The 17,352-nt window shown below is 61.0% G+C and carries 16 protein-coding genes; 15 read left to right on the forward strand and 1 reads right to left on the reverse strand.

The genetic code is table 11. From position 1 onward, the window contains the following. Genes cobN through cobJ form a run of 5 tightly spaced genes read left to right on the forward strand, consistent with a single transcriptional unit; the run spans position 1 to position 6,527 of the window. Positions 1-3,294 carry a cobaltochelatase subunit CobN gene (gene cobN / locus ACR0BF_RS12745; protein WP_480625037.1) on the forward strand — a complete coding sequence of 1,098 codons (3,294 nt, stop codon included), beginning with the start codon at positions 1-3 and terminating at the stop codon, positions 3,292-3,294. After that, positions 3,291-4,412 (forward strand): cobalamin biosynthesis protein CobG, encoded by a 1,122-nt coding sequence (locus ACR0BF_RS12750; RefSeq protein WP_480625038.1) that lies wholly within the window; start codon positions 3,291-3,293, stop codon positions 4,410-4,412. The genes cobN and ACR0BF_RS12750 overlap by 4 nt, the downstream gene beginning before the upstream one ends. Further along, positions 4,412-5,041: a precorrin-8X methylmutase gene (locus tag ACR0BF_RS12755; protein ID WP_480473498.1), complete on the forward strand. Its 630-nt coding sequence runs from the start codon at positions 4,412-4,414 to the stop codon at positions 5,039-5,041. Before ACR0BF_RS12750 ends, ACR0BF_RS12755 begins: the two co-directional genes overlap by 1 nt. Continuing rightward, positions 5,038-5,766, forward strand: a complete 729-nt coding sequence (locus ACR0BF_RS12760; protein WP_480473500.1) for a precorrin-2 C(20)-methyltransferase — start codon at positions 5,038-5,040, stop codon at positions 5,764-5,766. Before ACR0BF_RS12755 ends, ACR0BF_RS12760 begins: the two co-directional genes overlap by 4 nt. Continuing rightward, positions 5,763-6,527, forward strand: coding sequence for a precorrin-3B C(17)-methyltransferase (gene cobJ, locus ACR0BF_RS12765; protein WP_480553846.1), 765 nt, complete (start codon positions 5,763-5,765; stop codon positions 6,525-6,527). Before ACR0BF_RS12760 ends, cobJ begins: the two co-directional genes overlap by 4 nt. Here cobJ and ACR0BF_RS12770 read toward each other — a convergent pair. Next, positions 6,518-7,249, reverse strand: a complete 732-nt coding sequence (locus ACR0BF_RS12770) for a cobalt-precorrin-6A reductase (RefSeq protein WP_480625039.1) — start codon at positions 7,247-7,249, stop codon at positions 6,518-6,520. The two genes, cobJ and ACR0BF_RS12770, sit on opposite strands and share 10 nt — an antisense overlap. Here ACR0BF_RS12770 and cbiE point away from each other — a divergent pair. From cbiE to ACR0BF_RS12820, 10 genes are all read left to right on the forward strand, one after another. Then, positions 7,248-8,447 (forward strand): precorrin-6y C5,15-methyltransferase (decarboxylating) subunit CbiE, encoded by a 1,200-nt coding sequence (gene cbiE / locus ACR0BF_RS12775; RefSeq protein WP_480625040.1) that lies wholly within the window; start codon positions 7,248-7,250, stop codon positions 8,445-8,447. The genes ACR0BF_RS12770 and cbiE overlap by 2 nt on opposite strands. After that, entirely contained in the window at positions 8,444-8,812 is a 369-nt protein-coding gene (locus tag ACR0BF_RS12780; protein ID WP_480476793.1) for a cobalamin biosynthesis protein, read from the forward strand. The genes cbiE and ACR0BF_RS12780 overlap by 4 nt, the downstream gene beginning before the upstream one ends. After that, a complete protein-coding gene (gene cobM, locus ACR0BF_RS12785) occupies positions 8,809-9,603 on the forward strand; it encodes a precorrin-4 C(11)-methyltransferase (RefSeq protein ID WP_480625041.1) in 795 nt (264 codons plus the stop codon). The genes ACR0BF_RS12780 and cobM overlap by 4 nt, the downstream gene beginning before the upstream one ends. After that, complete coding sequence (locus ACR0BF_RS12790) at positions 9,590-10,912, forward strand: cobyrinic acid a,c-diamide synthase CobB (RefSeq protein WP_480625042.1); 1,323 nt, start codon at positions 9,590-9,592, stop codon at positions 10,910-10,912. Before cobM ends, ACR0BF_RS12790 begins: the two co-directional genes overlap by 14 nt. Further along, a complete protein-coding gene (gene cobA, locus ACR0BF_RS12795; protein ID WP_267363673.1) occupies positions 10,909-11,637 on the forward strand; it encodes a uroporphyrinogen-III C-methyltransferase in 729 nt (242 codons plus the stop codon). Before ACR0BF_RS12790 ends, cobA begins: the two co-directional genes overlap by 4 nt. After that, complete coding sequence (gene cobF / locus ACR0BF_RS12800; protein ID WP_480625043.1) at positions 11,630-12,373, forward strand: precorrin-6A synthase (deacetylating); 744 nt, start codon at positions 11,630-11,632, stop codon at positions 12,371-12,373. Before cobA ends, cobF begins: the two co-directional genes overlap by 8 nt. Positions 12,374-12,460: 87 nt before the next feature. After that, positions 12,461-12,919: a DUF302 domain-containing protein gene (locus tag ACR0BF_RS12805; protein WP_480517640.1), complete on the forward strand. Its 459-nt coding sequence runs from the start codon at positions 12,461-12,463 to the stop codon at positions 12,917-12,919. Between the two features lie 79 nt (positions 12,920-12,998). After that, positions 12,999-14,618, forward strand: a complete 1,620-nt coding sequence (locus tag ACR0BF_RS12810; protein WP_480603096.1) for a thiamine pyrophosphate-binding protein — start codon at positions 12,999-13,001, stop codon at positions 14,616-14,618. Further along, a complete protein-coding gene (locus ACR0BF_RS12815; protein WP_480517644.1) occupies positions 14,605-15,789 on the forward strand; it encodes a CaiB/BaiF CoA transferase family protein in 1,185 nt (394 codons plus the stop codon). Before ACR0BF_RS12810 ends, ACR0BF_RS12815 begins: the two co-directional genes overlap by 14 nt. A gap of 179 nt (positions 15,790-15,968) precedes the next feature. Then, entirely contained in the window at positions 15,969-17,339 is a 1,371-nt protein-coding gene (locus tag ACR0BF_RS12820; protein ID WP_480517646.1) for a tetratricopeptide repeat protein, read from the forward strand. Positions 17,340-17,352: the final 13 nt, after the last annotated feature.

Below are 17,352 nucleotides of genomic sequence, written 5' to 3' on the forward strand. Positions count from 1 at the left end.
ATGCACGTCGTCTTTCGCGAAAGCCACGGGCTCGAGGAAACCGAGACCCCAACCGATCTGGGCCAAAGCCCGGCCGATCTGGTTGTACTGTCCTTTTCCGACAGTGACCTGGGCGCTTTCGCGGAGGGCTGGCATCGCGGCGGCGGACCTGAGGGGCGGATGCCCACGATGCGGCTGGCCAATCTTGCTGCATTGAAACACCCCCTGTCCGTCGACACCTATGTTGAACAGACACTTGAAGGCGCAAAGGGCATCCTGATCCGTCTGATCGGCGGCGTGCCCTATTGGTCTTACGGGCTGCAACAGGTTCTGGCACTGGCGCAGGCCAAAGGCATCGCGCTGGCCGTTCTACCGGCGGATGGGCGAGAAGACACTCGGTTGGATGAGTATTCGACCCTGCCCCTCTCGACCCTGCGGCGGCTGGCACATCTGTGTGATACCGGCGGAGAAGTCGCCGCGCAGGCCGCATTGGCCCAGATGGCGTTAGCAGCAGGGCTTTATGCCGGCCCGGTGATGGGCGCGAAAACCCTGCCCGAATGCGGTGCGTGGTGCCCGGAACAGGGTGTCATCCCGGTGGATTCCGCGTTCGAGAACGATGCGAAACGCATTCTCGTAACCTTCTACCGTGCTTATCTGACATCAGCAGACACAGCTCCGGTCGCGGCCCTGATCCGCAGCCTGCGCGCCCGCGGGCTCCAGGCGGTGGGTTTGTTCGCCCCGTCGCTCAAGGCCCCGGCCGCTGCCGACTGGCTCAGGGAACAGGTCGTTGCCCTGAGACCATCGGCCATCATCAACGCCACTTCATTCTCAGGTAAGGGCGCGTCTGGCACGTCGCCTTTGGACGCAGCGGATGTGCCGGTGTTTCAGGTCGCCCTCGCCACCTCGCGACGCAAGGCTTGGGCCGAGGCCGAACGCGGCCTGTCACCCGCCGACCTCGCCATGCATGTGGTATTGCCCGAAGTGGACGGGCGAATATCGGCAGGCGTTGCCTCATTTAAAGAGCCGGGCAAGCGCGATCCGCATCTGGAATACTCGCGTTTTGCGCATCGGGCCGAGCCGGACCGGATCGAGGCAATCATCGACCGGGTATCGGGCTGGCTCGCCCTGAATAACAAACCCAAGGCGGACCAGATCCCCGCGTTGGTACTGTCCACATATCCAGGCAAAGACTGGCAGATGGCCCATGCGGTCGGTCTCGACGCGTTGGCCTCAGCCGAAGCGATGCTGTCTGATCTTCACGGTGAAGGCTACGACATCACGGCTGCCGAACCGATTGCCGACACACTCTTGGACGCCCGGGTATCGTGGCCGCTTGAGGATTATCTGAGTGCACTCGCTGAATTGCCCGAGACCCTGCGCACCGATCTGCACACCGTATGGGGCGATCCCGAGCAAGACCCAATTTTCGCTCATGACGCGTTTCACTTTACGGCTTTGCGACGCGGCAAGGCACTGGTCGCACTGCAACCAGAACGCGGAACACCCGAGCTGCGCGATGACGACTATCACGACCTTTCGCGCACCCCGCGCCATAGCTATGTCGCCTTCTATTTGTGGCTGCGCAAAGGTCTTGGAGCGGATGCGCTGATCCATATCGGTGCGCATGGCACGCTGGAATGGCTGCCCGGCAAATCAGTCGCCCTATCGGCAAACTGCTGGCCCGAGGCACTGATCCGTGACCTTCCGGTGATCTACCCGTTCATCGTCAACGACCCGGGCGAGGCCGCGCAGGCCAAACGCCGGATCGGCGCGGTGACTCTGGGCCACATCCCACCTCCCATGAAAGAAAGCGGAACGCCTGACCGGATGGTGCGGCTGGAAGCCCTGCTGGACGAGTTTTCAAACGCGGACGGTCTTGACCCCAGACGCCGTAACCGGTTGCAGGAAGATATCCGGGAAGAAGCACAGGCCATTGGACTGGAGAACGATCTGGGTCTGGATCAGGCCACCAGCACCGCCGAAGCTATCACGCGCATTGACCGCTTTGTCTGCGATATCAAAGAAAGTCAGTTTGGCGACGGGCTGCACGTCTATGGGCGTGTCCCGGACGTGACCGGCAGTTTCGACCCTGCCCCATCCGCCCATGCCGAGCGCAATGCTCTGATCAATGCGCTGGCCGGTAAGAGGATCGAGGCTGGCCCGTCCGGCTCGCCCTATCGGGGCCGCCTTGACGTGCTGCCGACCGGGCGAAACCTTTACACCACCGATCCGCGATCTGTGCCCACCCGCGCAGCTTACACGCAAGGCGTGAAACTGGCCGAGGAACTGGTACGGCGGCACTTGCAGGAGGAAGGTGATTACCCGAAAGGGCTGATTGTCGATCTGTGGGGATCGGCCACCATGCGCACTGCGGGCGAAGAATTCGCCATGGCCCTGCACCTTCTGGGTGTAAAGCCGGTTTGGGACAAGGGATCCGAGCGGGTTTCGGGTATCGAAGTTTTACCCATCACCGACCTGAGCCGCCCGCGTCTGGACGTCACCCTGCGGGTTTCGGGCTTGTTTCGCGATGTGTTCCCCACATTGTCAGCCCTTTATGGTCAGGCGGTTCGGGCTTTGTCAGAGCGTGATGAAGCGACCGACTGGAACCCCTATGCCGGTCACGCCCCGGCTACGCGGGTGTTTGGCCCGGCACCCGGCAGTTACGGCCTGAACATGACCCATCTGTCCGAGACCTATACGGACGAGGCGCGCGCCCAAGCCGGGGAAGCATGGCTTGAGGCCAGCTCGTACGCGCTGGAAGGTGAACACATTGCGCAAGACAAAGCGGGAATCACGGATCGTGTCGCCAATGCCGACAGTTTTGTTCACCTCCAGGATCTGACGGAAACTGACCTGCTGCTGGCCAACGACTATGCCACGCATGAAGCCGGTTTTGCCGCCGCCAAAAAGGTCGCTGGGGGCACCGCTCAGCTTTACCATTTGGACAACACCAACCCAGATAATCCGCGCGCCCGGACTCTGCCGGAAGAAATCAGCCGCGTCGTTCATGCCCGCGCAGCCAACCCCGGCTGGATTGCGGGGATGCAGCGCCATGGTTTTCGCGGCGCCGCCGAGATTGCTGCGACGCTGGATCACATGGCCTCTTTCGCGCATCTGTCCGGCACTGTCGCTCCGCATCTGTTTGATCTCTATCACGAAGCCACATTGGGTAATGAGGCCGTTGATACCTTTCTGCAAGAGACCAACCCGAAGGCCCATCAGGCCATGCAAGACAGGTTCCGTGCATTGCTGGAAGCGGGGCTTTGGAACACGCGCCGGAATTCGATCCGGGCCGATTTGGAGGGTTTGAGATGAGTGCACCTATCGTTCAAGGCTGGTGTCCCGGCGCGCATCGTCCGATGATGTCAGGCGACGGGCTGGTCGTGCGGGTCCGTCCGCGTCTGGCGCGACTGAATGCCAGGCAGGCTATTGGCTTGTGCGAACTGGCTGAACGGTTCGGCAACGGCACCATTGACCTGACCAATCGTGCCAACCTGCAACTGCGCGGCGTGGATGAGCGCGACCACCAGCCGTTGCTTGTGGAGCTTGCGGCGCTGGACTTGCTTGATGCGGAACCCGGCATCGAAGTACGCCGCAATATTCTGGTCACTCCGCTCTATCAGGCGGGCGATTTGACCGCGCGGCTGACGCAGGAATTGATCGATCGACTGGCGGAACTGCCTGCTCTGCCCGCTAAGTTCGGTTTTGCCATAGATACAGGCCCGACGCGCCTGTTGGCCTCGGATTCCGCAGATATTCGTCTGGAACTGTGTGCCGACGGTCTGATCCTGCGCGCCGACGGCTGCAAAACCGGGCGGTGTGTGGCCGAAGGCGACGCCATCGACCACGTGATCGCGCTGGCCCGTTGGTTTGCCCAGACCTATACGGCCGAGACACGCCGCATGGCGCGGGTCGCCCACGCGCTGCCACAGGATTGGCTGGGACTTGCCCCCGGTCCTATCGGTGAAAAACTGCAACCCGGCCCCTATGAACTGGGCGCTCTCTACGGCGCGGCATTCGGCTCGCTGCCTGCGCGCAAGCTTTGTGAACTGGTTGAAGCCAGCGGCGCTTCTGCCCTGCGTGTCACCCCGTGGCGGCTGATCCTGCTGGAAGGCGGGGCGGCGATACCCTCCCCGGATTTCGTCATGGACGGAGCCGATCCGATGATGACAACCGACGCCTGCCCCGGCGCGCCGTTCTGCCCGCAAGCGCAGGTGGAAACCCGCGACATCGCCCGTGCATTGGCCCGGCGCATCCCCGGTCGTCTGCATGTCTCGGGCTGCGCCAAGGGGTGCGCCCATATGGGCCCGGCCGAGATCACAGTGGTCGGCAACAACGGGCGATTTGATCTTGTCAAACAGGGCCGCGCAGGGGATGAGCCCTGCCAACGCGGGCTCGCCCCCGAAACACTCATGACCATGGACTTCACCTGATGCCCTATACATACGAAACCGATGGCGCGGCGATCTACAAGGAAAGCTTTGCCACCATCCGGTCCGAGGCTGATCTGGCCCGCTTTGATACCGATGAAGAGCAGGTCGCCGTTCGGATGATCCACGCCGCCGGCATGGTCGGGCTGGAGGAGTTTGTACATTTCTCACCCGGATTTGTGCAGGCCGCACGCACGGCGCTGGAAAACGGCGCGGCGATCCTGTGTGACGCGCGCATGGTCAGCGAAGGTGTGACCCGCTTCCGTCTGCCTGCCGACAACCAGGTGATCTGCACCCTCCATGACGAACGCGTGCGCCCTCTGGCCACCAAGATGAGCAACACCCGTTCTGCCGCTGCGCTGGAATTCTGGCGTCCGCATCTGGAAGGTGCTCTGGTCGCCATTGGAAACGCGCCCACCGCGCTGTTTCACTTGCTGAACATGCTGGAAGACCCGGATTGCCCGCGCCCTGCTGCGATCATCGGCTGCCCCGTCGGATTTGTCGGAGCGGTGGAATCCAAAGACGCGTTGTGGCAGGCGCAACCCGTCCCCTCCTGCATTGTCAAAGGCCGTCTGGGTGGCAGCGCCATCACCGTTGCAGCCATCAACGCCATCGCAAGCCGGGCGGAATGAAAATGGGTACCATATACGGCGTGGGCCTTGGCCCCGGTGACCCTGATCTGATGAGTGTCCGGGCCGATCGCCTTCTACGCAACGCCAAACACGTGGCATTCTTTCGCAAACCGGGTCGCAGCGGTCAGGCCCGCAAAATCGTCAACGGGATGATCCCCGAAGGCGCGATTGAATTCCCGATGGAATACCCGGTGACCACCGAAATCCCGGTCACTGATCCGCGTTATAACGAGTTGCTGGCCGCGTTCTATGAAGAGTGCACAGCACACCTGAAGACGCTGTCGGAACAGGGTGAGGATGTGGTGGTACTGTGTGAGGGCGATCCGTTTTTCTACGGCTCGTTCATGCATCTTTACAATCGGTTGCGTGACGAAGCTCCGGTCGAGGTTGTACCAGCCATCACCGGTATGTCCGGTGCATGGACGGCCACCGGCGATCCGATCACCTGGGGGGATGATGTGCTGACCGTTCTGGTCGGCACCCTGCCCGAGGAGGTTCTGGCTGAACGCATGGCGAAGACAGATGCTTTGGTCGTGATGAAGATCGGGCGGAACATCGACAAGGTGAAACGCGCACTGAAAACCTCCGGGTTGTACGACCGCGCATGGATTGTCGAATACGCGCAAATGCCGAACCAGACGGTGACAAAACTGTCTGAGGCCTGCGAGAAGATCACCCCGTATTTCTCGATCATCGTTGTTCATGGTCAGGGACGCCGACCATGAGCGGCTGGGTCAAGATCGCAGGCCTTGGTCCGGGCAACGAAGCGCTGGTCACCCCCGAAGTTACAGCGGCTTTGGCCGACGCCACTGATGTGGTGGGCTATATCCCTTATGTGGCCCGCGTGGCCGACCGCCCCGGCCTGACCCTGCACGCCAGTGACAACCGGGTTGAAATCGACCGCTCGCAACACGCGCTGCAAATGGCCGCCGACGGCAGGCGGGTGGTTGTTGTGTCCTCGGGCGATCCCGGTGTGTTTGCTATGGCTGCAGCTGTGTTCGAAGCGTTGGAGAATGGCCCAACAGAATGGCGTGACATTCAGATAGATGTGCTGCCGGGGATCACCGCGATGCTGGCCGCATCTGCCCGCGCAGGCGCTCCGATGGGGCATGATTTCTGCGCCATCAACCTTAGCGACAACCTAAAGCCCTGGTCGCTGATCGAAAAACGCCTGCGCTTGGCTGCGCAGGCCGATTTCTCGATGGCATTCTACAACCCCCGCTCGAAGTCTCGCCCGGAAGGTCTTGTAAAGACGTTGGAAATCCTGCGCGAAGAATGCGAGCCCGAGCGGGTGATCCTGTTTGCGCGCGCCGTGTCACGAGCGGATGAGGCGATCCGGATTTCCACACTGGCCGAGGCCACGCCCGAGATGGCGGATATGCAGACCGTGGTAATTGTCGGCTCCTCGCGCACTCGCGTCATCGAACGCAATGGCACGCCGATCGTCTATACGCCACGCTTCACCCCGGTCGAGGATCAGGGATGAGACAGCCAGTCCAGAACCTGTGCGACAGTCGAAAGCTCGGTCCGCTTGGGAAGCACCGGGCGGTCGATCATAAGCACTGGCAGACCCAGCGCCCGCGCTGCGTCCAGCTTGGCGCGCGCGCCCGAGCCGCCCGCGTTCTTGGACACCACAAGTTGCGTCCTATGTTGCTGCATCAGTGCGCGGTCATCGGCTTCTGCAAAAGGACCCCGGGCCACGACAATCTGCGCCAGAGGCAAGGGCAAGCTGTCGGGTTCGTCCACCAGACGCAGCAGGTAGTGGTGCTGGGGCTGGGCAGCAAAGTCTTCAAGATGCATACGTCCGACAGCCAGGAACACACGCTGAGGATCACCTGCAAGCGCATCGACGGCGGCAGGGATATCGGGCACGCGGTGCCAGACATCGCCGGGTTGCGGCTTCCACGCCGCGCGGGTCAAGGCGGCCAGTGGAACCTGAGTTGTGTGACACGCCTCAATCGCGTTCCGGCTCATCTGCGCCGCAAATGGATGGGTCGCATCCACGACATGGGTGATCGCGTTTTCACGGATGTAGTGGGCCAGACCTTCCGGGCCGCCAAACCCGCCAACTCGCACCGGCAACGGCTGCGGACGCGGGGTTTCCACCCGTCCCGCATAAGAATACACAGCCGTAATCCCTTGTTCCGCAACAGCTTTGGCCAAAGCGTTGGCCTCGGTCGTGCCGCCAAGAATCAGGAGGTTGGGCATGTCTGAGTCTCCGTGGCTGACCGTTTTGGGATTGGGCGAAGATGGGCTTGATGGCCTGTCGCCTGCAAGCCGTCAAGTGCTGGACCGGGCCGAAGTGATCATGGGGCCGCCTCGTCACCTGTCGCTGCTGCCGGAAAACGAGGCTGAACGGGTCGAATGGCCGGTGCCGTTCTCGGACGGATTGCCGATCCTGAAAGGCCTGCGCGGACGGCAGACGGTGGTTCTGGCGTCAGGTGATCCGTTCTGGTTTGGCGCAGGGTCCGTCATCGCGCGTAACTTCGATGCCAAAGAGTGGACCGCCCTGCCCGGCCAGTCCACGTTTTCGCTGGCCGCCGCGCGGCTGGGCTGGCCTTTGGAAAGCACGCCGACGTTCGGCCTGCACGCTGCGCCTTTGACCCGATTGCGGCCGCATCTGGCCCCGGATCTTCATGCCATTGTGCTTTTGCGTGACGGCAAGGCGGTTGCTGAACTGGCGACATATCTGAGCGAAACCGGTTTTGCCGACAGCGCGTTGCATGTGATGCAGGCCCTCGGCGGCCCGCGGGAAAGCATCCAGACAGTGAGCCTGACCGAAGCTCTGCTGGGAACCTTCGATCATCCTGTCTGCGTCGGGTTGGAAGTGACCGGCACTGGGCAGGGACTGTCCAAGGCCTCGGGCAAGCCGGATGATCTATTTGAAACCGACGGCCAGATCACCAAACGCCCGATCCGGGCACTGACCCTGTCCGCACTGGCACCGCAGCGGGGCGAACATCTGTGGGACATTGGCGGTGGCACCGGCTCGATCAGTATTGAATGGCTGATGTGCGACCCGACCCTGACCGCCGCCAGTATCGAACCCCGCGCCGACAGGGCCGAACGCATTCGCCGCAATGCCGACGCGCTGGGGCAGGATCGGTTACAGGTTGTCCACGGCACAGCACCCGAAGCGCTGGCCGGTTTGCCACTGCCGGATGTGGTTTTCATCGGCGGTGGGCTAAGCGCCAGCCTGCTGGCGTGGCTTCGCGACGCCCTGCCCGCTGGCACCCGGATGATCGCCAACGCGGTAACTCTGGAAAGCGAAGCCCTGTTGGCGCGATGGCACCAAGACCTGGGCGGAGACCTGTTGCGGATCGAACTGGCTCATTCTGCACCCCTCGGACCGCGGCGCGGCTGGAAATCTGCCTATCCGGTTGTCCAGTGGAGCGTGACGTTATGATCGTGGCAGGCTTGGGCTTTTCATCCGACGCGACGGCAGACAGTTTGCGCGCCGCCTATGACGCGGCAGCGGCCAGCCATGATGTCCAAGCTCTGGCGACGGTCGCTGACAAAAACGGCCACTCTGCGCTGGTGGCCTTTGCGGAAAGCCTTGCTCTTCCGCTGCACTTCGTGGCGGCTGCCGATTTGGCCGGACAACGCACCCTGACATGCTCGAACCGCAGCCGTGCCGCTTATGGCACCGGCAGCGTTGCCGAAGCATCGGCCCTTGCCGCCGCCGGGTCCGGCGCGCGACTGCTTTCACCCAGACATATTTCGGACGACCGGCTGGCCACCTGCGCCATCGCCATCGGAGGACAAACATGACCGTTCATTTCATCGGCGCCGGACCGGGCGCTGCAGACCTGTTGACATTGCGTGGGCGCGACATCATCGCCTCGTGCCCCGTGTGCCTTTATGCCGGGTCGCTGGTGCCAGCGGAAATTCTGAGCCACTGCCCCAAAGACGCAAAAATCATCAACACTGCGCCCATGGATCTGGACCAGATCATGGCCGAGATCGAAGTCGCGCATAAAGCGGGTCAGGATGTGGCGCGGCTGCATTCGGGCGATTTGTCAGTCTGGTCGGCGATGGGCGAACAGATCCGCCGCCTGAAAGACTTGGGCATTCCGGTCAGTGTGACCCCTGGCGTACCATCCTTTGCCGCCGCGGCAGCGGCCCTGGGCACCGAACTGACCCTGCCGGGACTAGCGCAGTCGGTGGTTCTGACCAGAACGCCGGGGCGCGCGTCATCCATGCCCGAAGGTGAAACCCTCGTTAATTTTGCCCGTACCGGCGCGACTTTGGCCATTCATCTGTCAATCGGCAATCTGGACAAGGTTATTGCAGACCTGACCCCGGCTTATGGCCCGGACTGCCCGGTGGCCGTTGTGTATCGCGCAAGCTGGCCGGATGAACAGATCATCCGGGCAACGTTGGAAACCCTGAAAGGGTCGCTGGATGAAAGTATCTCGCGCACGGCTTTGATCATGGTCGGCCCTGCGCTGGCCGGTGAGGGTTTTGACGAAAGCTGTCTTTATTCCAGAGATTACGACCGCCGCTATCGCCCGCAAAGTGCCGACAGCCCTTGGTCAAGCTGGAGCCATGGTGATGACTAACCCTCCGGGTATTCTGATTTCAGCACCCTCTTCGGGTACTGGCAAGACGACAGTCATGCTGGGCCTTTTGCGCGCGCTGGCCGAAGATGGCCTGACCGTGCAACCCTTTAAAAGCGGGCCGGATTATATCGATCCCGCCTTTCACCGGGCAGCTGCCGGGCGGGCTTCGTTCAATTTGGACAGCTGGGCGATGGCAGATCCCCTGCTCAGTGCAATTTCTGCTCAGGCCGAAGGCGCTGACATTGTGGTGGCCGAGGGCTCGATGGGTTTGTTCGACGGTGTCGCAAAGCCTGGCGAAGTCGGGCACGGTTCGAGCGCCGAGACCGCCCTGCGCATGGGCTGGCCCGTTGTGCTTGTGCTGGATGTGGGCGGGCAGGCACAATCAGCGGCGGCAACGGCGTTGGGGTTCAGGATGTACAATCCCGATCTGCCCTTTGCCGGAGTGATCCTGAATCGATGCGCCAGCCCCCGCCACGAACGCCTGACCCGTCTGGGAATGGAGCGCGCGGGCCTGCCTGTTCTGGGCGTGCTGCCCCGCCGTGGTGATTTGACCCTGCCAGAGCGGCATCTGGGACTTATTCAGGCTGTCGAACACCCCGATCTGGAAAGCGCCATTGTAGGCTATGCCGCGTTTTTACGAGAACATGTGGACCTTGACGCAATCAAGCGGGCAGCTTCCTCAGGCCCCAGCGGACCTTCGTCAGCCGCACTGCCGCAGCCCCCGGCCCAGCGGATCGCGCTGGCCCGTGATGCCGCCTTTTCCTTTACCTATCCCCACCTTTTGCAAGGGTGGCACGATGCGGGTGCCGAGATCTTGCCTTTTTCACCCTTGGCAAACGAACCTCCGGCGGCGGATGCCGATCTGGTCTGGCTGCCCGGCGGGTATCCCGAATTGCACGCCGGAACATTGGCAGCGGCCACCACCTTTCTGAGTGGTTTGCGTAAACACGCGGAAACAAAACCGGTGCACGGAGAATGCGGCGGCTACATGGCGCTTGGTCAGGCGCTGATCGACAAGGACGGCGTGCACCATGAAATGGCTGGTTTGCTGGGCCTTGTCACATCTTATCAGAAGCGCAAGTTCAACCTTGGTTATAGAAAGGCCGCCCTTCTGGCCCCTATGCCCGGCTTTGCCAAAGGATCGGCATTGCGCGGACACGAGTTCCATTATTCCTCGATCGTGGACCAACCGGACGCCCCATTGGCACGCGTGTTTGACGCCGAAGGGGAAGAAGGCCCGCAAACCGGATCACTGCGTGGCAATGTCACTGGCACGTTCTTTCACCTGATTGCGGAGGCGTCGGCATGAGTGGCTTTGTCTCTTTCATCGGCTCTGGCCCCGGTGATCCGGAACTGCTGACGCTCAAGGCGGTGGACCGGATGCAAAAGGCCGACGCGATCTTGTTCGACGATCTCAGCAGCGGCCCGATCCTGAGCCATGCGCGCGACGATGCGGATCTGGTTGGTGTCGGAAAGCGGGCCGGTCGTCCGTCACCCAAGCAGGACCATGTCAGCCGGTTGCTGGTGGATTACGCGCAATCCGGTCAGCATGTGGTGCGCCTGAAATCCGGAGACGGCGGTATGTTTGGACGGCTTGAGGAAGAGCTTGTCGCCCTGCGCGCAGCCGGAATCGCCTATGAAATCATTCCTGGCGTCCCCTCGGCAGTGGCAGCGGCAGCGGCCGCAGGCATTCCATTGACGCGCAGGCTCACGGCCCGGCGGGTCCAGTTCGTGACCGGCCATGACGTCAGTGGTGAATTGCCCGACGACCTGAACCTGAAAGCGCTGGCTGATCCGCAGGCCACGACCGTCGTTTTCATGGGCAAGCGCACCTTTCCCCTGCTGGTCGAAGCCCTGCACACGCAAGGATTGCCGTTGGATACTCCGGCGCTTATGGCCGAATCCGTCTCAACACCCGACCAAAAACTGCAACGCGCCACGATTGGCGCGCTGGCGGAACAGCTGAAAACCGAGATCGGCAAAGCACCTGCGCTGATCCTTTACGGCCCGCTGGCGGAGTTCGACGATGATTGATTTGAGCTTGATCGGCATCGGCACCGGCAATCCGGATCATGTAACGTTTCAGGGCGCGCAGGCGATCCGGGCGGCAGATTTGATCCTGATTCCGCGCAAAGGGGAAAACAAGGCTGATCTGGCCGGGCTGCGTGAAGCGATCATCGAGCGTGTCGCCGAAACACCGCCACAGGTCGCCTATTTCGATATTCCCCAACGTCGGGCCGACGATGGTTACCTGCGCGGTGTCGATGAATGGCACGACGCCATCGCCCTGCGCTGGCAAGCGGCCATTGCCGCTCATCCAGAGGCGCAGCATGTCGCGTTGCTGATCTGGGGAGATCCGTCCCTCTATGACAGCTCATTGCGCATCGCTGCCCGGTTGAACCCGCAACCCGATACCAAGGTTATCCCCGGCATCACCGCGTTGCAGGCGCTGACCGCTGCCCATGCGATTCCGATCAATGATCTGGGCGCGCCCTACGTTGTCACAACCGGTCGTCGTATCCGGGATGAAGGCTGGCCCGATGCGGCCTCGAACGTCGCGGTGATGCTGGACGGCGAATGCTCGTTCCAAACCCTTGATTTGGCAGATTATGACATTTGGTGGGGCGCCTATGTGGGTATGAAAGAAGAGGTTCTGATCAGTGGCCCGCTGGATGAGGTTGCGCAGAACATCCTTGAGACCCGGGCGAAGGCCCGCGCCGAACATGGCTGGATCATGGATATCTACCTGTTGAAGACGCGGCAGAAATAACGAACGGGCACGTGAACACGGGTTTGTGATGACGCGGATCGGTCAGGTCTGGCACACAGGTTGCACCTCAATACAGGAGACGTAACAATGAAAGCCCTCATTCCCTTGCTCTGCCTGATCACTTTACCCGTTTGGGCACAAGACGCCCCAACCGGTTGGGCCGTGTTTCCTGCGGACAAGACCTACTCGGAACTGGTCGATGCAACCAAGGCTGCGATCAAGGACAACGGGCTGATTGTGGTGACGCAGGCTGGACCCACCAAGGCTGCTGCGGCGCGCGGAATCACCATTCCGGGCAATCTGGTTATTGGCGCGTTCAACAACGATTACGCGGTAAGGGTGCTGGAGACCTCTACCAATGCGATGATCGAAGCACCGATCCGTTTCTATGTCACCGAGAACGAGGACGGAACCGCAACCCTGTCTTACAAGACCCCCAGTTTCGTGTTTGACCCTTACATGGCGGAAGGCGGACAAGCCTTGCAGGACATTGCTGCAGAACTTGATAAAACCTTTCAATCTGTCGCTGAAGACGCAGTCAAATAGTCACACTGACGTGATCCGCCTTGCGTCTGGTGGCGTCCTCCGCAATCTGCTTCGAAACGGTTATCTCGGAGCATGACTGATGCAGGACCCCACGCCGCGCGCCGCCGATCTTCTGGCCCAACGCCTGTATGAAGCGGGGTGCCGCCACGCCTTTGGAATGCCGGGGGGTGAGGTGCTGACACTGGTGGATGCGCTTGAAAAGGCGGGCATCACCTTTCATCTGACAAAACATGAAAACTCGGCCGGATTCATGGCCGAGGCCGTGCATCACCGCGACGGCGCACCTGCGATTCTGGTCGCCACTCTGGGTCCGGGCGCGATGAACGGCATCAATGTGGTGGCCAATGCCTTGCAGGACCGTGTTCCGATGATCGTTCTGACCGGTTGCGTCGATGCGGACGAGGCGCTGACCTATACTCATCAGGTTATGGACCACAGCCAGGTTTACCGTTCCATCACCAAGGGCACGTTCACACTGACGGCCAAGGGCGCGGATATCGTCGCAGACAAGGCGGTGTCGCTTGCCACACAGCCGCGACCGGGCCCGGTCCATATCGATGTTCCGATCTCGGTCGCCGATACGCCAGTGACGGGTGTGAAACGCCGCCGTCTGGCCAAGGTCGCGCCTGTCAGTCCCAATGGTGAATGCCTTGAAAAAGCCCGGCGCTGGGTGGCTGAGGCCGAGCGCCCAATCGCCATTATTGGTCTCGATGTCCTCTATGACGACTCGCGCAGTGTGGTGCAGGCGTTTTTGGAACATTTCGGAATTCCATTTGTGACCACCTACAAGGCCAAGGGTGTTGTTCCCGAAGATCACCCATTGTGTTTGGGCGGCGCTGGCCTGTCGCCTTTGGCAGACAAGCACCTTGTCCCATTGGTCGAACAAGCCGATCTGGTGCTGTGTCTGGGGTATGACCCGATCGAAATGCGCCCCGGCTGGCGCGAAATCTGGGACCCCGAAGAAAAGCGCGTCATCGACATATCAGCGGTGATCAATGACCACTACATGCATCAGGCGGGTCTTAATCTGGTGGCCGACACGGGCGAGACGCTTGAGGCCATTGCCAAGGGAAACCCCGCCCGCACGACATGGCCGGGTGGTGAGCCCGCGCAGGTCAAAACCGCACTGGCATTGGCCTTTCCCACCGATGAGGACTGGGGACCCGCCGCTGTCATCGCCGAAACGCGCACGACCCTGCCCCCCGAAACACTCGCAACCGCTGACAGCGGCGCGCATCGCATTCTGCTGAGCCAGATGTGGGAATGCAGCGAAGAACGTGGGCTGATCCAATCCTCGGCGCTCTGCACCATGGGCTGTGCTGTCCCAATGGCCATTGGTCTGAAACTGGCCGAGCCCGACCGCCCGGTGATCAGCTTTTCGGGTGATGCCGGGTTTCTGATGGTCGCCGGGGAATTGTCTACGGCGGCTCAAATGGGCGGCAATCCGATCTTTCTTGTCTTCGTAGATGCCAGCCTTGCCCTTATCGAGTTGAAACAACGGCAGCGGCAGATGGTCAATAATGGTGTGGATTTCGACCACCATGACTTCGCCGCCATGGCCCGTGCATTTGGTGGGAACGGCCACACTGTCCGCAACCGGGCAGAGTTGCGTGCAGCACTTGAAGCTGCTGTAAAGGCCGAGACATTTACCGTCATCGCCGCTGAAATCGACCGTGGAGGATACGATGGCCGCATCTGAGGGCCCGCTGAAGGGCGTCAAAGTTCTGGACCTCAGCCGTATTCTGGCCGGGCCAACCTGCACGCAGTTGCTGGGTGATCTGGGCGCAAGTGTCATCAAGATCGAGAACCCTGCCACCGGGGGCGACGACACGCGGCAATGGGGTCCGCCCTATGTCACCGATGCCGATGGCAACCGTTCGGACCTGAGCGCCTATTTCATGTCAGCGAACCGAAACAAGAAATCTGTGGCCCTGGATATCGCAACCGAGAAAGGTCAGGCGGAAGTACGGCGGCTGGCCTCACACGCGGATATTCTGATTGAGAATTTCAAACCCGGCGGTCTCGCGAAATACGGGCTGGACTATGCCACCCTGTCGCAGGAATTCCCTAGCCTCGTTTACTGCTCGATCTCGGGCTACGGCCAAACCGGGCCAAATGCCAGCAAACCCGGCTATGACCTGATGGCACAGGGCTATGGCGGGATCATGTCCCTGACCGGCGACCCGGAAGGCGCGCCGATGAAAGTGGGGGTCGGCATCGCTGATGTGATGTGCGGAATGTATGCAAGCGTTGGCATTCTGGCCGCGCTGCGCCACCGCGACCTGACCGGTGAAGGTCAGCAGGTCGATCTGGCACTTGTTGATTCTCAGATCGCATGGCTGATCAACGAGGGCGTCAATTACCTGACTTCTGGCAACGTTCCGCAGCGCCGTGGAAACGGGCACCCCAACATCGTGCCTTATGACGTTTACGAGACATCCGATGGGCATGTCATTCTGGCGGTTGGAAATGATGGCCAGTTCAGAAAGCTGTGCGGTTTCCTGGGACAACCCGAACTTGCCGACAACCCCAGATTCGTGACCAACCCGGCGCGACTGGAACACCGTGATGCGCTAAACGCCATTCTACGGCCCGCTGTCCAAGGTCTGGATACACGATCAGTAATTTCCGGTCTTGAAGCCGTGAAAGTGCCCGTAGGACCGGTCCAGACGCTGGATCAGGTTTTTGATACGGAACAGGTGGCAGCACGAAAAATGCAGATTTCGATGCAGGCCCAGCCCGGTATCGTGAACCTGATCGGGAATCCCCTGAACTTGTCACGCACGCCTGTAACATATCGCAGCGCGCCACCCACCTGCGGGGCCGATACTGACTGGGTGTTAAGCGCTGAAAACCCGTTCGACGATTGAAACACTTGCACAACTAGGCGGCAAGTTGCTGAAACATGCCTTTGAATCGGCGGATTTTTTCGACTTTCTTACACACGACATTTCACCAATTCGAGAGCGGGGTCGATACTGATACGCCGCTCTCGCACACTCTGTTACATCAAACAGTGTCAAATACCGCAATCAGATTGGACCCAAGTATGAAACAAGACGTTTTTGGACAGATGAACACCTTGGCGCAGCCGGAAGCTGTCGAAGCCTGGAATGGTGTTCTGCTTGGGTTTATGGCGCATGCCGCGGCTACACCCCAACATCTGGGCAAAGTGTTGGAGCTTGAGCCCGATTTTGCTTTGGGTCATGCCGTGAAAGGCCTGTTCATGGCCCTTCTCGGTCGGCGTGAGATGATGGCGGTTGCAGTCGAGGCTTTGGCGGCTGCCAATGCTGCGATGAGCCGGCAGCCCGTCTCGGCGCGCGAGCGGCTGTTTGTCGATGCATTGGGGCTGTATCTGGCGGGACACCTGACACAGGCGGTGCAAAAGTTCGAAGCGGTTCTGCGCGATCACCCACAGGATACGTTGGCGATGAAACTCAGCCATGCGACCCGTTTCGTTCTGGGGGATCCGGATGGAATGCGCCGTTCGATCGAACGGGTAATGCCAGCATATGAACCCGATCACCCCGGTCGCGGCTATCTGCTGGGCTGCCATTCCTTCGCGCTGGAAGAAACCGGAGCCTACGAAAAGGCCGAAATTGCAGGACGTCAGGCGCTTTGGATGGTGTCCGACGATGCCTGGGGTCTGCACGCGGTGGCCCATGTCCATGAAATGACCGGCAACGCGCAGCTGGGCCTTGACTGGCTGGCCGGACGCGAGGCGGCCTGGGCCCATTGCAACAACTTCCGCTATCACGTCTGGTGGCATAAGGCTCTGATGCATCTGGATCTGGGTCAGATTGATCAGGTGATGGATCTGTATGACAACCACGTCCGCAAGGACAAAACCGACGATTACCGCGACATCTCGAACGGAACTTCGCTGCTGATGCGGCTTGAACTTGAAGGCGTAAATGTCGGAAATCGCTGGGAAGAACTGGCTGACCTGAGTGCTGCGCGCACCGAAGACGGCTGCCTGATCTTCGCCGATCTGCACTATCTACTGGCGCTGACCGGTGACAACCGCGCCGACGCCACCGCCAAGATGCTGACCCGCATGAACAAGGATGCAGCGCGTGCCAATGACGACACCACCCGCCGTATGGCCGATCCCGGTGTCGCGGCCGCCATGGGCCTTGAAGCCTTTGGTGACGGCCATTATGGCACGGCATTTGATCACCTGTTGGCGGCGCGCGGTTCAATGCAACTGGCCGGTGGAAGCCACGCACAACGTGATGTATTTGAACGCATTACCATCGACTCGGGTCTGCGTGCCGGGCGTCTGGATGCCGTCGAACGTATTCTGGATGACCGCCGTGCTAAACGCGCCGGCGGTGAAGACAATTATGCCATTGCGCGCCGCGCCCTGATTGATGCGGCGCGCGACGGCGGAGACATGCAAAGCGTCCCCGCCGAGTAACAAGACGACCAAG

This window comes from Ruegeria sp. AG7, from assembly GCF_056541545.1.

Bases quoted from the DNA above. Each gene is read 5' to 3' on its own strand.
- ACR0BF_RS12755 (WP_480473498.1), top strand. From the start codon at position 4,412: ATGCCCTATACATACGAAACCGATGGCGCGGCGATCTACAAGGAAAGC.
- ACR0BF_RS12750 (WP_480625038.1), top strand. From the start codon at position 3,291: ATGAGTGCACCTATCGTTCAAGGCTGGTGTCCCGGCGCGCATCGTCCG.
- cobN (WP_480625037.1), top strand. From the start codon at position 1: ATGCACGTCGTCTTTCGCGAAAGCCACGGGCTCGAGGAAACCGAGACC.
- ACR0BF_RS12780 (WP_480476793.1), top strand. From the start codon at position 8,444: ATGATCGTGGCAGGCTTGGGCTTTTCATCCGACGCGACGGCAGACAGT.
- ACR0BF_RS12820 (WP_480517646.1), top strand. From the start codon at position 15,969: ATGAAACAAGACGTTTTTGGACAGATGAACACCTTGGCGCAGCCGGAA.
- ACR0BF_RS12760 (WP_480473500.1), top strand. From the start codon at position 5,038: ATGAAAATGGGTACCATATACGGCGTGGGCCTTGGCCCCGGTGACCCT.
- ACR0BF_RS12790 (WP_480625042.1), top strand. From the start codon at position 9,590: ATGGTGATGACTAACCCTCCGGGTATTCTGATTTCAGCACCCTCTTCG.
- cobJ (WP_480553846.1), top strand. From the start codon at position 5,763: ATGAGCGGCTGGGTCAAGATCGCAGGCCTTGGTCCGGGCAACGAAGCG.
- ACR0BF_RS12815 (WP_480517644.1), top strand. From the start codon at position 14,605: ATGGCCGCATCTGAGGGCCCGCTGAAGGGCGTCAAAGTTCTGGACCTC.
- cobF (WP_480625043.1), top strand. From the start codon at position 11,630: ATGATTGATTTGAGCTTGATCGGCATCGGCACCGGCAATCCGGATCAT.
- cobM (WP_480625041.1), top strand. From the start codon at position 8,809: ATGACCGTTCATTTCATCGGCGCCGGACCGGGCGCTGCAGACCTGTTG.
- ACR0BF_RS12805 (WP_480517640.1), top strand. From the start codon at position 12,461: ATGAAAGCCCTCATTCCCTTGCTCTGCCTGATCACTTTACCCGTTTGG.
- cbiE (WP_480625040.1), top strand. From the start codon at position 7,248: ATGTCTGAGTCTCCGTGGCTGACCGTTTTGGGATTGGGCGAAGATGGG.
- ACR0BF_RS12770 (WP_480625039.1), bottom strand. From the start codon at position 7,249: ATGCCCAACCTCCTGATTCTTGGCGGCACGACCGAGGCCAACGCTTTG.
- cobA (WP_267363673.1), top strand. From the start codon at position 10,909: ATGAGTGGCTTTGTCTCTTTCATCGGCTCTGGCCCCGGTGATCCGGAA.
- ACR0BF_RS12810 (WP_480603096.1), top strand. From the start codon at position 12,999: ATGCAGGACCCCACGCCGCGCGCCGCCGATCTTCTGGCCCAACGCCTG.